The sequence below is a fragment of the Bacillus cereus group sp. BfR-BA-01355 genome (assembly GCF_022663675.1).
Classification (GTDB): domain Bacteria; phylum Bacillota; class Bacilli; order Bacillales; family Bacillaceae_G; genus Bacillus_A; species Bacillus_A thuringiensis_S.
In genome coordinates this window covers 65,517-81,189 of the sequence record NZ_JAKUFY010000011.1, presented here as the reverse complement: position 1 = coordinate 81,189, position 15,673 = coordinate 65,517, and the positions used below count along the sequence as shown (strand labels likewise).

The following is a 15,673-nucleotide window of genomic DNA, read 5'->3' as shown; positions in this document are numbered from 1 at the left end:
AATTCGCGGTACCACCCTAAATTGTGAAACAGTGTCGTTTCACCACTCTTTAGACATAACGGTCTATAACCGTCTTTCACTACTCCTCACGTTTCGTAAAAGAAGCTCCAGGGGGTAATTCATAATTCGCTCTGTACTGGTTCGCACCGACCACCAGCTCTCTGAAATCAGAAATCGAAATACTACTAAATCCTATCAACGCCGATTCATATGATGTTAGTTAAATTTTTATCACATTTTCATCTTAAATGTCAATAAAAATATTAAATGTTTTTTTAGGGAAATAAAGGAGAATTGTTTTAAAGCTCTAATTTTGTACGTTATAATGAATTTGAAAGGGGAGGAAAGAGTGAAGAAAAAAATAATTCTTTTTACCACCTTACTAGTCGTTGGCGGAAGTGCTGGAATTTACACAGCTTTTGCGGCTGAATCAGAGCAGTTGAAACAAAAACAAATACAACAGTCAGAAGTGAAGAAAGTAAAAGAAATAGAAGAGAAGAAATCAATGGAAAAAGCAGCAGAGAAACTAGGAGTTTCTACCGAGGGGAAAACAAAAGAAGAGGTTACGAAAGAAGTAAATACCGCTAGGTTTGAGAAGCGTCATGATTTATTAATTGAGCACGCTAAGCAACTTGGAATTGATACAGAGGGAAAAAAAGATGAAGAAATTATTTTAGAAATTGGAAAGATACAGCATGGAAAGTAGAACAACTTATCGTATGATAAGTTGTTCTTTTTTAAGAACTATTTGATTTTAAAATAATTGACAGTCATTCGGATTTAATGTTAACTATATTTATAAACAAGTTAACATTAGGAGTGACAGTTGTGACAATAAATAGTAGAACGATTGAAAAATCATCTTATACATATGAAGAATTAGCAGAGAAAAATAAAGCTTACGTATGGCACCCATTTACACAAATGAAAGATTATTTAGAAGAAGATCCTGTCATTATTGAACGTGGAGAGGGAAGAAAGCTATACGATGTAAATGGTAATGAATATTGGGATGGTGTTTCATCTATATGGTTAAATGTTCACGGACATCAAGTACCGGAATTAGATGAAGCAATTCGTGAGCAATTAAATAAAATTGCTCATTCTACTATGTTAGGACTTGCTAACGTTCCATCTATTTTATTAGCAGAAAAAATTATTGAGGTTGTACCAGATGGATTGAAGAAGGTATTCTATTCTGATTCAGGTTCTACCGCTGTTGAAATTGCAATTAAGATGGCTTTCCAATATTGGCAGCATAAAGGGAAACCAAAGAAACAAAGATTCGTTACATTAAAAGAAGCATATCACGGTGATACAATTGGAGCTGTTTCAGTAGGGGCAATAGACTTGTTTCACCAAGTGTATAGTTCGCTCTTATTTGATGCGATTAAAATGCCGTATCCATATACATATGGTTCTCCTTACGGAAATAATAAGGAGGAAATTGTAAAAAGCCATTTAGAAGAAATGGAAGAATTGTTGAAAGAAAAGCATGAAGAAGTAGCTGCCATCATTGTAGAGCCATTAATGCAAGGTGCTGGTGGAATGATTACAATGCCAAAAGGATATTTAAAAGGACTGCGCGATTTATGTACAAAGTACAATGTATTATTTATTACAGATGAGGTAGCGACTGGATTTGGGCGTACAGGGAAAATGTTTGCGTGTGAACATGAAAATGTGACGCCAGACATTTTAACTGCTGGTAAAGGTTTAACAGGTGGATATTTACCAATTGCAGTTACCGTAACGACAGATGAAATATATAATGCCTTCTTAGGAGAATATGAAGAACAAAAAACATTTTTCCATGGACATAGCTATACAGGCAATCCGTTAGGGTGTGCCGTAGCAATCGCGAATCTAGAACTATATGAAAAAACAAATTTAATAGAAGAAGTGGCACGTAAAACGGATTATGTGGCAGCGCAATTAGAAAAGCTCTTTGCGTATAAACATGTAGGTGATATTCGTCAGTGCGGATTAATGGTTGGTATCGAGCTTGTGAAGAATAAGGAAACGAAAGAAGCTTTTGACTGGACAGAAAGAGTCGGTGTTCAAGTATGTAAACGCTCAAGAGAGCTAGGTATGATTTTACGACCGCTAGGTAACACGATTGTATTTATGCCGCCACTTGCTTCTACTTTTGAAGAGATTGATGATATGTTACGCATCTTATATAAGGCAATCTCGGATGTTACGGAGGGAGAATAATGAGTGGTTTTTTCATAACAGCAACTGATACTGAAGTTGGAAAAACAGTAGTTGCAGGTGCTATAGCAGGTGTATTTAGAGAATTAGGATATAACGTAGGGGTATATAAACCGTTGCAAAGTGGGCATGTTGCATCAAACCCTGAGGGAGATGCGGCAAGGTTAAAAGTATTATCAGGTGTACCGACACAAGAAAATGAAATTTGCCCTTATTCTATTGAAGAACCACTTGCTCCGAGACTTGCCATGAAAAGAGCTGGAAGAGTAGTAAAGTTAAAAGAAATTACTGATTACTATAATGAACTATTAAAAGAGTTTAATAGCTTATTTGTAGAAGGAGCAGGTGGGCTTGCTGTCCCATATACAGAAGATGCTTTAGTAATTGATTTTGCAAAAGAATTACAGTTGCCTCTTATTGTAGTAGCTCGTCCTACATTAGGAACAGTAAATCATACAGTGTTAACGATTGCTTACGCAAAGGCGCATGGCTTAACCGTAGCGGGTGTCATTTTATCAGGTTGCAAAGAATGTGAAATGGAAAGAGTGCAAGAAAATAAAGAGATGATTGAAGAGTTGAGCGGGGTACCAGTTTTAGGATTATTACCATTCTTTGAAGGTGAGTTTACGAAAGAAGAAGTATTGGAATCTGCAAAAGAATATATTATGATTTCAAAATTAGAGGAGTTTATCCAAAATGAATCAAACGTGGCGGGCGCACCTTCAATCTAAATTACAACAATTACATAAGCAAGGGCAGTATCGAAATTTATATGTAACAGAGCAGGCAGAAGAGACTTGGCTTATTCGAGATAAAAAAAGGATGTTAAATTTAGCGTCAAATAATTATTTAGGGTTAGCTGGAGATGAAAGGTTAAAAGAAGCTGCTATTGCCTGTACAAAAAGATATGGAACTGGAGCGACTGCCTCTCGTCTCGTTGTAGGAAATCATCCATTATATGAAGAGGTTGAGAGAAGCATATGTGACTGGAAAGGTACTGAAAGAGCTTTAATTGTAAATAGTGGGTATACGGCAAATATAGGTGCCATATCTTCTTTAGCCTCTCGGCACGATATTGTTTTTAGTGATAAGTTAAATCACGCAAGTATTGTTGATGGAATCATATTAAGCGGGGCAGAGCATAAAAGGTATCGTCATAATGATTTGGATCATTTAGAGAAGCTTTTGAAAATGGCTTCGCCTGAAAAGAGGAAATTAATCGTAACAGATACCGTTTTTAGTATGGATGGTGATACTGCGTATTTGAGAGATTTAGTACAACTGAAAGAGAAATACGGAGCAATCATTATAGTCGATGAAGCACATGCGAGTGGAATATATGGAATCGGCGGAGCTGGATTATCTCACATAGAAAAAAATCTTTCTCAAAAAATCGATATACATATGGGGACGTTTAGTAAGGCTTTAGGGTGTTATGGTGCGTATTTGACAGGTGATGAAATTTATATAGAGTATTTACAAAATATGATGAGAAGCTTTATTTTTACTACAGCTTTACCACCAAGTACGTTAGGAGCAGTGCAAAAAGCAATTGAAATTGTAAAAGAAGATAACGAAAGAAGAGAGAACCTTATAGCAAACGGAGAATACTTCAGAACTAAATTAAGGGATGCTGGTTTTGATATTGGGAATAGCTCAACTCATATTGTACCGATAGTAGTCGGTTCAAATGAACATGCTTTACGGTTTAGTAAAAGGTTGCAAGAGGCAGGGATTGCGGCTATTGCAATTCGTCCGCCAACTGTGCCGGTTCATAGTTCTCGAATTCGCTTTGCAGTTACATCGCAACATACAATAGCTGATTTAAAATGGGCTATTGATCGAATTATTCACATTGCGAAAGAAGAGGAGATTTTCGTATGAACGAGCTAAAGATTATTTTTATCCCCGGATGGGGAATGGAAGAGAATATTTGGGATTTAGTACTTCCGTATTTTAAAGGATATCCTGTTCAATGCATAGATTGGCGTAATGTGAAAGAACGAAGTGAATTTGCGGAACGAATTATAGATGTAGCGCATAATGACAACGTAATTTTAGTTGGATGGTCACTAGGAGCGTTAGCAGCAGTTGAAGCTTATAAAAAGATTAAGGCAAAAGGCATCGTATTAATTGGTGGTACTGCTAAATTTACAAATACGAGCGATTACAGTAACGGATGGAATGCTTTACATGTAGAACGGCTGAAAAGGAATTTGGCGAGAAGGAAAGAAGATACGCTCAAGCGGTTTTATGAAAATATGTTTACGAAAGATGAGCTAAAAGAGAATAAAAACTTTGAAGACATTGTAGACCGTTTTAAAGGTGATTCTATTCAGTCTTTACAACTAGGTTTAGATTATTTAATAGAAACAGATATGAGAGAAGAACTAAAAGAAATTAAAGTACCTATACTACTTATTCACGGAGAACAGGATGTAATATGCCCATTGTCTGCGGCACGTAGTATGACGGAGAATAGCAGCAGCGAGCTGAAAGTAGTAAGTGAAGCAGGGCATGCATTATGTGTAACGAATTTTGAATATTGCGCAAATGAGATAATTCAATTTGTAGAGGGGATACGACATGATCAACAAAACGTTACTACAAAAACGGTTTAATGGGGCAGCCGTATCTTACGATCGATATGCAAATGTACAAAAAAAGATGGCACATTCATTACTTTCAATCTTAAAGGAACGATATAGTGAAACGGCATCAATACGTATTTTAGAACTGGGATGCGGGACGGGGTATGTAACAGAACAATTATCAAAGTTATTTCCGAAAGCACATATTACAGCAGTTGATTTTGCTGAAAGTATGATTGCGATTGCGCAAACTAGACAAAATGTAAAAAATGTAACGTTTCACTGTGAAGATATTGAGCGATTACGATTAGAAGAATCATATGATGTCATTATTTCAAATGCTACATTTCAATGGTTAAATAATTTACAACAAGTGTTAAGAAATTTATTTCAACATTTGTCTATAGATGGCATATTACTCTTTTCAACGTTTGGACATGAAACATTTCAAGAATTGCATGCTTCGTTCCAACGTGCGAAAGAAGAAAGAAATATAAAAAATGAAACATCGATTGGTCAACGTTTTTATTCAAAAGATCAGTTGCTTCATATATGTAAGATAGAAACAGGGGATGTGCATGTTTCTGAAACATGTTACATAGAGAGTTTTACAGAAGTTAAGGAGTTTCTGCATTCTATTCGAAAAGTAGGAGCAACTAATAGCAATGAAGGATCATATTGTCAAAGTCCCTCACTCTTTCGTGCGATGCTGCGCATATACGAAAGAGACTTCACGGGAAATGAAGGGATAATGGCAACGTATCATGCTTTATTTATGCATATAACAAAAGAGGGGAAGAGATGAAATGAAACAAGTACAAACAAAAAGGGATTGGAAAAAACTTGCATACGACGTAGTGGAAGAAAAGATGATTACGAAAGAAGATGCAATAGCGATATTAGAAGCTGATGATACAGAAGTTTTAGAAATTATGAATGCAGCTTACATTATTCGCCATCATCACTTTGGTAAGAAAGTAAAATTGAATATGATTATTAATACGAAATCTGGATTATGTCCTGAAGATTGTGGATATTGCTCACAGTCTATTATTTCAGAAGCACCAATTGATAAATATGCATGGTTAACGCAGGAGAAGATTGTAGAAGGGGCACATGAAGCAATACGCCGTAAAGCAGGTACATATTGTATTGTAGCGTCTGGTCGTCGTCCGACGGATAAAGAGGTAAATCACGTAATTGGAGCAGTTAAGGAAATTCGTGAAACGACAGACTTGAAGATTTGTTGTTGTTTAGGTTTCTTAAATGAAGATCAAGCAGGACGTTTAGCGGAAGCAGGCGTGCATCGTTATAACCACAACTTAAATACACATGCAAATAATTACGATAGTATTTGTTCAACGCATACGTATGATGATCGTGTTGATACAGTTCAAAAAGCGAAACAAGCTGGTATTTCACCATGCTCTGGAGCGATTTTTGGCATGGGAGAAACAATTGAAGAGCGTGCTGAAATTGCATTTGAATTACAACGTATAGATGCAGATTCTATCCCTTGTAATTTCCTTGTTGCTGTAAAGGGGACACCTCTTGAAGGGCAAAAAGAGTTAACGCCAGTAGAATGTTTAAAAGTACTGGCAATGATGCGTTTTGTAAACCCAACAAAAGAAATTCGTATTTCAGGAGGACGTGAAATCAATTTACGTTCTGTACAGCCAATCGGTTTATTTGCAGCAAATTCTATTTTTGTCGGGGACTACTTAACGACAGCTGGACAAGAGCCGACTGCGGACTGGGGTATGATTGCAGATTTAGGATTTGAGATTGAAGAATGTGCATTATAAGATAGATGAAAAAGCAAACTTGTAAAAGGGTTTGCTTTTTTTGTAAATAAAATGTAATAAATAGTTGTGAATGCTTGGTATTATTGGTTTTTGAGCGAAAAAAAGAATTTTTGTGGACGAATTTTCCAAGCCCTAGTTGTACATAGTAAATATGTAATTTATATTGGGTTGGAGGATTTTACATGTACAAATACATATTAGCGATTATGACTTGTTTAATTTTAATAAAAGCAATAAGTTCTGATCCAGTTAAGGCTGCTGAAAATCCTGAACAAAAAGAGATGCAACAAAGAATCGAACAACACTTTCGAACGAAAGCTGAACATTTTGGATTGAAAACGGAAGGAAAAGATTTAAAGGAAGTTAGAAAAGAAATTACTATTATAGAAGAAGCGAAAAAAAGAGAGAATGTATGGAGAACAGCACAAGCTCTTCATATAAAAACAGAAGGAAAAACGATGAATGAATTAATAAAAGATGTACAAAAAAAGGTGAAAAAATAAAAAGAGGCCGCAGCCTCTTTTTTTATGCCCATTGTTTTGATAAGTGAGCCATTTCAATTGCAGCAACAGCTGATTCATATCCTTTATTACCAGCTTTCGTACCTGCGCGTTCAATCGCTTGTTCAATTGTTTCTGTCGTTAATACGCCGAAAATAACTGGGATGTCCATTTGTAGTGATAAAGACGCAACACCTTTTGCTACTTCATTACAAACGTAATCGTAGTGAGTTGTAGCACCTCGGATTACAGTACCTAATGTAATAACAGCATCATACTTTCCGCTACTAGCCATCTTTTTAGCGATTAAAGGAATTTCAAATGCACCAGGAACCCAAGCAACATCAATATCATTTTCTTCTACACCGTGACGCTTTAATCCGTCTAAAGCGCCGCCAAGTAACTTACTTGTAATAAATTCATTAAAACGTCCAACAACAACTCCAACTTTTAATCCTGTACCAACCAAATGACCTTCGAATACCATAATAAATCTCTCCTTTAATTATAAGTTTAGTAAGTGTCCTAATTTGTTTACTTTCGTTTGTAAATACGATTTATTCTCTTCTTTTGCTGGCATTTGCAACGGTACACGCTCGACTACTTCTAAATCGTAACCTTGTAAGCCAGCAATTTTTCTTGGGTTATTCGTTAATAATCGTAAACTTTGTAAACCTAAATCTTTTAATATTTGTGCACCGATACCGTAATCACGAAGATCAGCAGGGAAGCCGAGTTTTTCATTTGCTTCTACAGTATCGAATCCTTCTTCTTGTAATTTATAAGCACGAAGCTTATTAAGAAGCCCAATGCCTCTTCCTTCTTGTCTCATATAAAGAAGAACACCTTTTCCTTCACGCTCAATTTGAGCAAGTGCTGCATGGAGTTGTGGTCCGCAATCGCAGCGATGTGAACCGAATACATCTCCTGTTAAGCATTCAGAATGAACACGCACAAGTACCGGTTCACCTATTGAAATATCACCTTTTACAAGTGCGATATGTTCTTTCGTATCTAATGAGTTAGAATAGCCAATTGCGTGGAAAGTACCGAAATCTGTAGGTAATGTAATTTCCACCTCTCTCGTCACAAGTGTTTCATGATGGCGGCGGTAAGCAATTAAATCTTCTATTGTAATCATTTTTATATCAAATTGTTTTGCGCATTCTATTAAATCAGGTACACGTGCCATCGTGCCGTCCTCATTTATAATCTCGCAAATAACTCCAGCTGGTTCGGCACCGCATAGCTTTGCTAAATCAACAGCAGCTTCTGTATGACCTGCACGACGCAGGACACCGCCTTCTTTCGCAATTAATGGAAAGATATGTCCAGGTCGATTGAAATCAGTGCCTTTTGATGCGGGATTTAACAATTCTTGTATCGTAGTTGCACGTTCGTGAGCGCTAATCCCTGTTGTTGTAGAAACATGGTCAATGCTCACTGTAAACGCAGTATGATGTGAATCTGTATTATGAGATACCATTGGTTCTAATTGTAGACGTTCTGCGTATCCTTCCGTAATCGGTACACAAACGAGACCACGACCATGTGTAATCATAAAATTAATTGTTTCCGGTGTAATGTACTCTGCTAAAGCAATAAAGTCGCCTTCATTTTCTCGGTTTTCATCATCACATACGATAACGACTTTACCTTGTTTTAAATCTTCTAGAGCTTCTTCAATACGATGAAACATTGTGCTTCCCCCTTATAGAAATCCGTTTTCTTGTAAAAAACTTTCGGTCATTGAACCTACTCGTTTTGCAGGTTTAGTAATAAAGCGTTCGATATATTTACCAATCATGTCACACTCAATATTTACGATATCTCCGGCATTTTTTTCTCCAATGACAGATTCGCTTACTGTGTGCGGGATGAGTGAAATCGTTATGGAAGCTTCGTCTATATCAAATATCGTTAAACTCGTTCCATCAACAGCAATGGACCCTTTATGCAAACAATAGTGTAGCAATTCATCAGAAATTGCTATTTTATAATAGACGGCATTGTAATGTTGTTTTTTAGTTAAAATCGTTCCGATGCCATCAATATGTCCTGAAACGAAATGTCCACCGAATCTTCCATTTGCAGACATTGCCCGCTCTAAATTTACTTTAGAGTGGGGTTTAAGCATGCGAAGCGATGTCGACTGCATCGTTTCAGGCATTGCATCAACTGTAAATGAAGTAGTTGTAAAGTTTGTTACAGTTAAGCAAATACCGTTAACCGCGATACTATCACCTAAGTGAACATCTGATAAAATTTTCTTTGCATCAATCGTTAATTTCATCGCTTCTCCGCTTTGTTGCATGTTTGCTATCGTTCCTAATTCTTCTACAATTCCTGTAAACATTCCGTCACCTCGTTTCGGGCATTCGCAACGATTTTTATATCATCACCAATTTGTTTCATCTCTTGAATTTTCAAGGAAAGCGCATCTTGTAATTTTGAAAAACCATTTCCTCCAAATAAAGTAGGAGCATCTTTTCCACCAATTAATTTCGGGCTTATATAGGTTACAATTTCATTGAAATTGTTTGTTTTTAAGAAACTTGCATGAATTGATTGGCCACCTTCAACGAATAGAGAAAGAATTTGTTTCTCTCCAAGAAAGGAAAGAAGGTCCTCGATTTCTATATGCTTCGTTTCCATTTGGAATATAGCTATATTTTTAGAATTATAAGAAGATATCTTCTCTTTCTTTACATCCTTACCGACAATAATCCATGTCGGTGCTAAACCATCTGTTATAACATGAGAAGATGGTGGCGTTCGTAAATGGGTATCTAAAACAACGCGAATAGGATGTTTCCCACCATTTGGAATTCTTGTTGTTAAATGAGGATTATCAGCTATAACTGTATTCACTCCAACAAGAATTGCATCATGTGTATGGCGATATTGGTGAACATCAGCACGTGCTTCTTCACCTGTAATCCACTTACTTTCACCAGTTACAGTTGCTGTTTTTCCATCTAAGCTCATCGCTGTTTTGATTGTTACAAAAGGGCGTTTTGTTTTCATGTAGTGAAAAAAGTAGCGATTTAATAAAACTGCTTCTGCTTCAAGAACACCGGTAGTTACTTCAATTCTAGCTTCCTCTAATCTTCTTTTTCCGTTACCAGAAACGAGCGGATTACAATCGAGAGTAGCAATTACCACACGCTTAACTCCTTTTTCGATGAGCAATTCACAACAAGGTGGTGTTTTTCCAAAGTGGCTACACGGTTCCAGTGTTACATAAACGGTAGCGTCTTTGGCGTTCTGACCAGCCATTTGAAGGGCATGAACTTCTGCGTGTTCTTCACCAGCTCGTAAATGAGCCCCCATACCAACGATGTTTCCATCTTTTACAACAACAGCACCAACCATAGGATTTGGACTTGTTTGTCCTGATGTTCCTTCTGCTAACTGCAGGGCAATCCTCATATATTCTTGATCTGTCATTTTCTTCACCTCTCCTAAAAAAATCAAAAAACCCCAAGGATTTAATATCCTTGGGGTTTGGGAGACGTGATTTCTAGAAATATAGTTTGAATACGAAAGCATAGGAAAGAAACCTAACGATAATTGATATTTCTGCATAAGGAAAAAACCTAGCAAAATATCGAATTTTTAAACGCTAGTTGTCTCTTTTTATTTCAGTATAAAAAATAAGTATAGAAAATTAAACATATATAAAGAATCAAAATGAATCTTTAAAAATATGCATACTGAAATAAAAGTGTATTCACTATATAAAAAACTAGAAACATATCCTTCTCCCATCCAGACTATACTGTCGGCCCTAGAGTTTCACTAGATCCACCGTTTTCGAGTTGAAAACGGGTCACGGACTTAGAAGTTTTCACTTCATCACCGCCGGTTGGGAATTTCACCCGACCCCGAAGGATGCTGTTTGCTCAAATTATAGCACAAAAAAAATAAAAGGCTAGTAAAAAATATTCGAATGTGAAGAATTGTGTGAAAATATATGTGGGCTGGAATGGAAATAAAAGTATTAGAAATGTTGTAAGGAGAAGGGATATAACGGAGTTGCTAAAAAGAAAAAACATGCACAAAAAAATGTGCATGTCACATGTAAAATTATTCTGCCTCTGGTGCTCTAACAACAGACTCGAATTTACCTTTATGCGAAGCGTCGCAATAAGGCATATTTTTTGATAAACCACAACGGCATAAAGAAAATGCCGGTTTTGCTGGGAATACATTCCCTTGTGAGTCGACTAATTCCACGTCCCCTGTAACGCGAAAAGAGCCATTATCATTTACTTTAATTTGTACTTTTGCCAACGTTATCCCTCCTTCCCAAACGCTTAATTTCATCATATAATCAAGGGAAGTGCTTGACAATATAAAAAGAGCACTTTGTTTGAGAAAGAAGAGAGTGTTATAATAGTTTTCATAACTGACTAGAGTAAGGTGACGAGAGATGGATAAACAATTACATACATTACGAAACATTGCAAATGAGCGCACGTGGGCATCATTTTTGAATGATAATCATCCATATAGTTTGTTACATTGGTCCATTGCAGGTGTAGGGCAAGAGGCAAAGGATGTTTGGTTACTTCAAGATGAAGTAACATTTCAAACGACAGAATTCCCAACGTTAGATGATGCAATGCAATGGATTTCTGAAAATATGGAACAAGTTACAGACGTTTTAGCGCAATAAAAAAACAGGCTTATGCAAGCCTGTTTTTTGTTTCTTTCACATATGTGTTTAAAAATTGATCGATGGCTGCTTCGTACTCTTCTTTATTTTCGTTATAAGAGCAAGCGTGTGCACCACGTTCTGCAATATAAAGTTGTTTATTGTTTTCTTTTGCTTCATATAGTGATTTCGTCATATCAGCTAAAATATAATCATCATCTTTACTATGAATAAAGAGGACGGGATTGTTAATATTTTTTATACAATCAATTGGTGAAACTTCGCGAATCGTATAACCGTCACGCACTTTTAAAAAAGCATTTGCTAAAGGTAATAAAGGCCATTTTGGTAAATGGAATTCAACCTTTAAACGGTGCTGTAATTGTCCGTGAAAATCAGAGAAAGGACAATCTGCAATATAGAAATCAGCACCATCTTCTACAAGTCCTGCGTATTGAAGAAGTGTTGCAGCTCCCATAGATTCACCATGAATACCGAGTGTTATATTTGTTCCAAAGCGACTTTTTAGCCAGTCAACTACAGATTTTAAATCATGTTTTTCATAGTATCCATAGCTTGTTGTTTTTCCGCCAGTTTTACCATGACGACGATGATCATAAATAACGACATTATACCCTCTGTTTAAAAATAACCTTGCATATTTTACAGAGTTCATTTTATTTACAGTTACGCCGTGACAAAAAATCATAAACTTATTGGAATGACCAGCAGGAATGTAATATCCGTGAAGATCATATCCGAATTGTGAAGGAATATGAATTTCTTCTTTATGAAGAGCATCAAAATCTTCTATACGAAAATGTTTTTTCGTTTCTCTTTCGAGTACTTCTTCCTCTGTTTTTTTCTTTAAATACATCACTTTATTTGTAAAGAAAATCCCAAGGGCTGTTATCGCACCTAGTACAGTAAACAATGCTGCAAAAAAACGTTTCATACTTTACCTCATCCTCCAAATACCGTTACATGTGATACACTTATATTGTATCACAATGATATAAAAGGGGAGAAATAGGAAATGGTGCATATACAAAAAATTACGCCAACGATGAAAGAAACAATTCGAATGTTTATGTGTGAGAACTGGGGAAGTTCATTGATGGTTTCACGTGGTAAGGGGCATCAATTAGAAGAGTTGCCAGGATTTGTTGCGTTTTCTAATGACAGAATAATCGGAATTATAACGTATGAAGTGACTGGAAATATGTGTGAAATTATATCGTTAGATAGTATTGAAGAAAGAAAAGGAATAGGGAAGAAGCTTGTGGATTGTGTATTGCAAGTTGCAGAAGAAGAACGGTGCAGGCAGGTTTGTCTTATTACAACAAATGATAATATGAATGCGTTACGATTTTACCAAAAACGTAATTTTGTAATGACTAATTTATATGTGAATGCGGTAGAGGAGGCACGAAAAATAAAGAAAGAAATTCCACGCATTGGATATGATAATATCCCAATTTTACATGAAATTCAGTTGGAGTATCGTTTAGTGAAATGATGTAACAATTTTCAGAAATATGAGTTATTAATCTTGACGGATAGTGTAATTTAGGTTACCGTAAAATTGTAATCTATTACCATATTAAGGGGTGACGATGTGGCAACTATACGTGATGTTGCAAAATTGGCAGGTGTTTCAGTCGCAACCGTTTCACGAGTTATTAATGAAAAAGGATATGTTCATGAGGACACAGTAAAACAAGTAAAGGAAGCAATTGAAGAATTACGTTATAGGCCAAACAGTGCAGCGAAGCCACTATTTAAAGAGAATTCAACGATAATTGCATTACTTGTAGATAATCTATATGACCCATCAAACATCACTTTGCTACATTGTATTGAGGAAATAGCATATAAAGAAGGATATCAAATCATTGTTTGTAATATAGAGAATAAAGATAGATACATATATATGTTGAAGGAGAATAACGTTGCAGGTGTTATTTTAACAAAATCCGTTTTTAAAAGTATAGGAGAAATTCCATTTCCGTTTGTTGTGATTGATGAGCAACAATCACATGGAAATTATTATGAAAGTGGACAGAGGGCTGTTTCTTTATTAAAAGAGAAAGGGTGTCACTTTCTTGCATATTTTGGTGAGGGAGAAGAAAGTGAAGAAATGGAAGATCATATAGCAGGTTTTTTAGATACTGTTTGGGATGAAGGAATCTCTTATCGAGAAGAATGTGTACAAGGGTATACAAATAAACAATTTATTACATTATTGCGAAACAATCCGTATATAGATGGAATTGTAACCTCAAGTGATCAGATTGCTATTGAGTTAATTCGGTCAGCAAGATTTGTAAATATACATGTACCAGATAAATTAAAAATTGTTGGACCGAATGGGAGCATAGAGTGTGAATGGATAGGTTCATCACTACCGGCAATTGAAAGCTATGTCAAAGATAACGGAAAAGTAGCTTTTCAACAATTAAAAGGAAAAATAAAAAAGTAAAAGGTGCGTTTTATACGCACCTTTTTATAATGTAATTGCGGCAATAAAGCCAAATATAAGTAACGGTATATTGTAATGTAGAAAAGTGGGTACACATGTATCCCATATATGATGGTGCTGACCATCAGCATTTAAACCGGATGTTGGTCCGAGGGTACTATCTGATGCTGGAGATCCTGCGTCACCTAGCGCTCCGGCTGTACCAATAATTGCAATTGTAGCCATCGGACTAAATCCAAGCTGAATGCACAGAGGTACAAAAATTGTTGTTAAGATAGGGATGGTTGAAAAGGATGAACCAATTCCCATCGTAACGAGAAGTCCAATAACAAGCATAAGAAATGCAGCGAGTGGTTTGTTATTTCCGATTATATGTGCACTCGTTTGCACCAGAGATTCAACATGTCCTGTTTTTCGAAGAACAGCGCCGAATCCAGCGGCAGCAATCATAACAAAGCCAATAAAGGACATCATACGCATTCCGCTTGTTAATATCGCATCTGCTTCTTTAAGTGGTAGACTACCACTTACTGATAAGACGATAATACCTGCTAAAGCACCGAAAATCATTGATTCTGTTGTTAATTGAACAGTTAATGTAGCAATGATAGATAATAACCCGAAAGTAATGCTACGTTTTGTATAGGGAACAATCTCATTTTCGGTAGTATGAATTTGTTCTGTTTCATACGTACGAGGTTTTCGGTACGTAATGAATACCGCTACACATAATCCAATAATCATACCGAGTGCTGGGATAGTCATTGCTTTTGGAATAAGTGTGACATCAAATGTAAGACCGCTTTGCGCAGCGTTGGTTTGCAATACGTCATGATAAATTTTTCCGAACCCTGCAGGGATCCACATATAAGGAGTAATTAATCCAAATGTAATAATACACGTGACAAGTCTTCGATCCACTTTCAGCTCATTTAATACTTTTAAAAGTGCTGGAATTAAGATGGGGATGAAAGCAATGTGAACAGGAATCATATTTTGTGAGAAACAAGCCATCGTTAAAATAATGAATAAAATAAGTATTTTAGAATAAACTTGTTTTTTCGTGTCTTGTTCATTGCCAATCCATTTTAATGCAGTTTGAATCATAGCATCTGGAAGTCCTGTTTTGGAAAGGGAAATAGCGAAACCACCAAGCATTGCATAACTTAAAGCGATTGGAGCACTGTTTCCAAGACCAGTTGTAAAAGTGTTAATCGTTTCTGAAATACCGAGTCCGCCGATAATTCCGCCTGTTAAAGCTCCAACAATGATGGCGACAATGACCTGGACACGTAACAAACTAAGCAATAGCATAATTGCTACTGCGACGAGTACAGCGTTCATAATAAATGTAATCTCCCTAAATTTTTATTCTGTTAAGACAAGTAAATATGAAACATTTTGCTATGTTTATACATACT

The 15,673-nt window shown here is 36.2% G+C and carries 18 protein-coding genes, 1 riboswitch and 1 other annotated feature; of the genes, 11 read left to right on the top strand and 7 right to left on the bottom strand.

Translation table 11 applies throughout. The features are described 5' to 3' along the window. Positions 1-208, bottom strand: a binding site (T-box leader). This feature is flagged as partial in the annotation. A gap of 141 nt (positions 209-349) precedes the next feature. From MR167_RS06120 to MR167_RS06085, 8 genes are all read left to right on the top strand, one after another. After that, positions 350-706, top strand: coding sequence for a hypothetical protein (locus tag MR167_RS06120; protein ID WP_000726908.1), 357 nt, complete (start codon positions 350-352; stop codon positions 704-706). Between the two features lie 77 nt (positions 707-783). Continuing rightward, entirely contained in the window at positions 784-2,217 is a 1,434-nt protein-coding gene (gene bioA / locus MR167_RS06115; RefSeq protein ID WP_242314185.1) for an adenosylmethionine--8-amino-7-oxononanoate transaminase, read from the top strand. Next, positions 2,217-2,945 carry a dethiobiotin synthase gene (gene bioD, locus MR167_RS06110; protein ID WP_000012478.1) on the top strand — a complete coding sequence of 243 codons (729 nt, stop codon included), beginning with the start codon at positions 2,217-2,219 and terminating at the stop codon, positions 2,943-2,945. Before bioA ends, bioD begins: the two co-directional genes overlap by 1 nt. Continuing rightward, positions 2,911-4,098 carry an 8-amino-7-oxononanoate synthase gene (bioF, locus tag MR167_RS06105; protein ID WP_001077300.1) on the top strand — a complete coding sequence of 396 codons (1,188 nt, stop codon included), beginning with the start codon at positions 2,911-2,913 and terminating at the stop codon, positions 4,096-4,098. Before bioD ends, bioF begins: the two co-directional genes overlap by 35 nt. Continuing rightward, the gene (locus MR167_RS06100) at positions 4,095-4,835 is read left to right on the top strand and encodes an alpha/beta fold hydrolase (RefSeq protein WP_242314183.1); all 741 of its coding nucleotides are present in this window, start codon (positions 4,095-4,097) and stop codon (positions 4,833-4,835) included. The genes bioF and MR167_RS06100 overlap by 4 nt, the downstream gene beginning before the upstream one ends. Then, positions 4,801-5,610 (top strand): malonyl-ACP O-methyltransferase BioC, encoded by an 810-nt coding sequence (gene bioC, locus MR167_RS06095; protein ID WP_000608912.1) that lies wholly within the window; start codon positions 4,801-4,803, stop codon positions 5,608-5,610. The genes MR167_RS06100 and bioC overlap by 35 nt, the downstream gene beginning before the upstream one ends. Before the next feature lies 1 nt (position 5,611). Then, positions 5,612-6,610: a biotin synthase gene (bioB, locus tag MR167_RS06090; protein WP_000815856.1), complete on the top strand. Its 999-nt coding sequence runs from the start codon at positions 5,612-5,614 to the stop codon at positions 6,608-6,610. 182 nt (positions 6,611-6,792) lie between these two features. After that, positions 6,793-7,113 (top strand): hypothetical protein, encoded by a 321-nt coding sequence (locus tag MR167_RS06085; protein WP_000280032.1) that lies wholly within the window; start codon positions 6,793-6,795, stop codon positions 7,111-7,113. A 22-nt stretch (positions 7,114-7,135) separates the two neighbouring features. Here the strand turns inward: MR167_RS06085 and ribH are convergent, their stop codons facing one another. The 5 genes from ribH to MR167_RS06060 all read right to left on the bottom strand — a co-directional run bounded on the left by ribH (position 7,136) and on the right by MR167_RS06060 (position 11,406). After that, entirely contained in the window at positions 7,136-7,597 is a 462-nt protein-coding gene (gene ribH, locus MR167_RS06080) for a 6,7-dimethyl-8-ribityllumazine synthase (protein WP_000230895.1), read from the bottom strand. An 18-nt stretch (positions 7,598-7,615) separates the two neighbouring features. Continuing rightward, positions 7,616-8,809 (bottom strand): bifunctional 3,4-dihydroxy-2-butanone 4-phosphate synthase/GTP cyclohydrolase II, encoded by a 1,194-nt coding sequence (gene ribBA / locus MR167_RS06075; protein WP_000469006.1) that lies wholly within the window; start codon positions 8,807-8,809, stop codon positions 7,616-7,618. Between the two features lie 12 nt (positions 8,810-8,821). Beyond that, positions 8,822-9,466 (bottom strand): riboflavin synthase, encoded by a 645-nt coding sequence (gene ribE / locus MR167_RS06070; protein ID WP_016077267.1) that lies wholly within the window; start codon positions 9,464-9,466, stop codon positions 8,822-8,824. Next, on the bottom strand, positions 9,448-10,560 hold the full coding sequence (gene ribD, locus MR167_RS06065; RefSeq protein ID WP_016077268.1) for a bifunctional diaminohydroxyphosphoribosylaminopyrimidine deaminase/5-amino-6-(5-phosphoribosylamino)uracil reductase RibD: 1,113 nt from the start codon (positions 10,558-10,560) through the stop codon (positions 9,448-9,450). Before ribD ends, ribE begins: the two co-directional genes overlap by 19 nt. Before the next feature lie 305 nt (positions 10,561-10,865). Then, positions 10,866-11,009: riboswitch (FMN riboswitch) on the bottom strand. Positions 11,010-11,199: 190 nt separating this feature from the next. Continuing rightward, positions 11,200-11,406 carry a CDGSH iron-sulfur domain-containing protein gene (locus tag MR167_RS06060; RefSeq protein ID WP_001151582.1) on the bottom strand — a complete coding sequence of 69 codons (207 nt, stop codon included), beginning with the start codon at positions 11,404-11,406 and terminating at the stop codon, positions 11,200-11,202. A gap of 139 nt (positions 11,407-11,545) precedes the next feature. Between MR167_RS06060 and MR167_RS06055 the strand changes: the two genes are divergently transcribed. Further along, complete coding sequence (locus MR167_RS06055) at positions 11,546-11,791, top strand: DUF2552 family protein (protein WP_000360793.1); 246 nt, start codon at positions 11,546-11,548, stop codon at positions 11,789-11,791. Between the two features lie 10 nt (positions 11,792-11,801). On the opposite strand, the gene MR167_RS06050 is transcribed toward MR167_RS06055, so the two are convergent. Beyond that, positions 11,802-12,725: an alpha/beta hydrolase gene (locus MR167_RS06050; protein WP_000819241.1), complete on the bottom strand. Its 924-nt coding sequence runs from the start codon at positions 12,723-12,725 to the stop codon at positions 11,802-11,804. 81 nt (positions 12,726-12,806) lie between these two features. On the opposite strand from MR167_RS06050, the gene MR167_RS06045 reads away from it, so the two are divergent. Beyond that, positions 12,807-13,289 (top strand): GNAT family N-acetyltransferase, encoded by a 483-nt coding sequence (locus MR167_RS06045; RefSeq protein WP_000233419.1) that lies wholly within the window; start codon positions 12,807-12,809, stop codon positions 13,287-13,289. Positions 13,290-13,388: 99 nt separating this feature from the next. Then, on the top strand, positions 13,389-14,252 hold the full coding sequence (locus MR167_RS06040) for a LacI family DNA-binding transcriptional regulator (RefSeq protein WP_000201358.1): 864 nt from the start codon (positions 13,389-13,391) through the stop codon (positions 14,250-14,252). 24 nt (positions 14,253-14,276) lie between these two features. On the opposite strand, the gene MR167_RS06035 is transcribed toward MR167_RS06040, so the two are convergent. Next, entirely contained in the window at positions 14,277-15,596 is a 1,320-nt protein-coding gene (locus tag MR167_RS06035) for a Na+/H+ antiporter family protein (protein ID WP_000994809.1), read from the bottom strand. Positions 15,597-15,673 lie beyond the last annotated feature (77 nt).

What these genes read in the sequence shown, in the direction of transcription:
- bioC (WP_000608912.1), top strand. Translation starts at nt 4,801, where the DNA reads ATGATCAACAAAACGTTACTACAAAAACGGTTTAATGGGGCAGCCGTA.
- bioD (WP_000012478.1), top strand. Translation starts at nt 2,217, where the DNA reads ATGAGTGGTTTTTTCATAACAGCAACTGATACTGAAGTTGGAAAAACA.
- ribE (WP_016077267.1), bottom strand. Translation starts at nt 9,466, where the DNA reads ATGTTTACAGGAATTGTAGAAGAATTAGGAACGATAGCAAACATGCAA.
- MR167_RS06055 (WP_000360793.1), top strand. Translation starts at nt 11,546, where the DNA reads ATGGATAAACAATTACATACATTACGAAACATTGCAAATGAGCGCACG.
- ribBA (WP_000469006.1), bottom strand. Translation starts at nt 8,809, where the DNA reads ATGTTTCATCGTATTGAAGAAGCTCTAGAAGATTTAAAACAAGGTAAA.
- MR167_RS06035 (WP_000994809.1), bottom strand. Translation starts at nt 15,596, where the DNA reads ATGAACGCTGTACTCGTCGCAGTAGCAATTATGCTATTGCTTAGTTTG.
- ribD (WP_016077268.1), bottom strand. Translation starts at nt 10,560, where the DNA reads ATGACAGATCAAGAATATATGAGGATTGCCCTGCAGTTAGCAGAAGGA.
- MR167_RS06085 (WP_000280032.1), top strand. Translation starts at nt 6,793, where the DNA reads ATGTACAAATACATATTAGCGATTATGACTTGTTTAATTTTAATAAAA.
- MR167_RS06100 (WP_242314183.1), top strand. Translation starts at nt 4,095, where the DNA reads ATGAACGAGCTAAAGATTATTTTTATCCCCGGATGGGGAATGGAAGAG.
- MR167_RS06045 (WP_000233419.1), top strand. Translation starts at nt 12,807, where the DNA reads ATGGTGCATATACAAAAAATTACGCCAACGATGAAAGAAACAATTCGA.
- bioF (WP_001077300.1), top strand. Translation starts at nt 2,911, where the DNA reads ATGAATCAAACGTGGCGGGCGCACCTTCAATCTAAATTACAACAATTA.
- ribH (WP_000230895.1), bottom strand. Translation starts at nt 7,597, where the DNA reads ATGGTATTCGAAGGTCATTTGGTTGGTACAGGATTAAAAGTTGGAGTT.
- bioA (WP_242314185.1), top strand. Translation starts at nt 784, where the DNA reads ATGTTAACTATATTTATAAACAAGTTAACATTAGGAGTGACAGTTGTG.
- MR167_RS06050 (WP_000819241.1), bottom strand. Translation starts at nt 12,725, where the DNA reads ATGAAACGTTTTTTTGCAGCATTGTTTACTGTACTAGGTGCGATAACA.
- bioB (WP_000815856.1), top strand. Translation starts at nt 5,612, where the DNA reads ATGAAACAAGTACAAACAAAAAGGGATTGGAAAAAACTTGCATACGAC.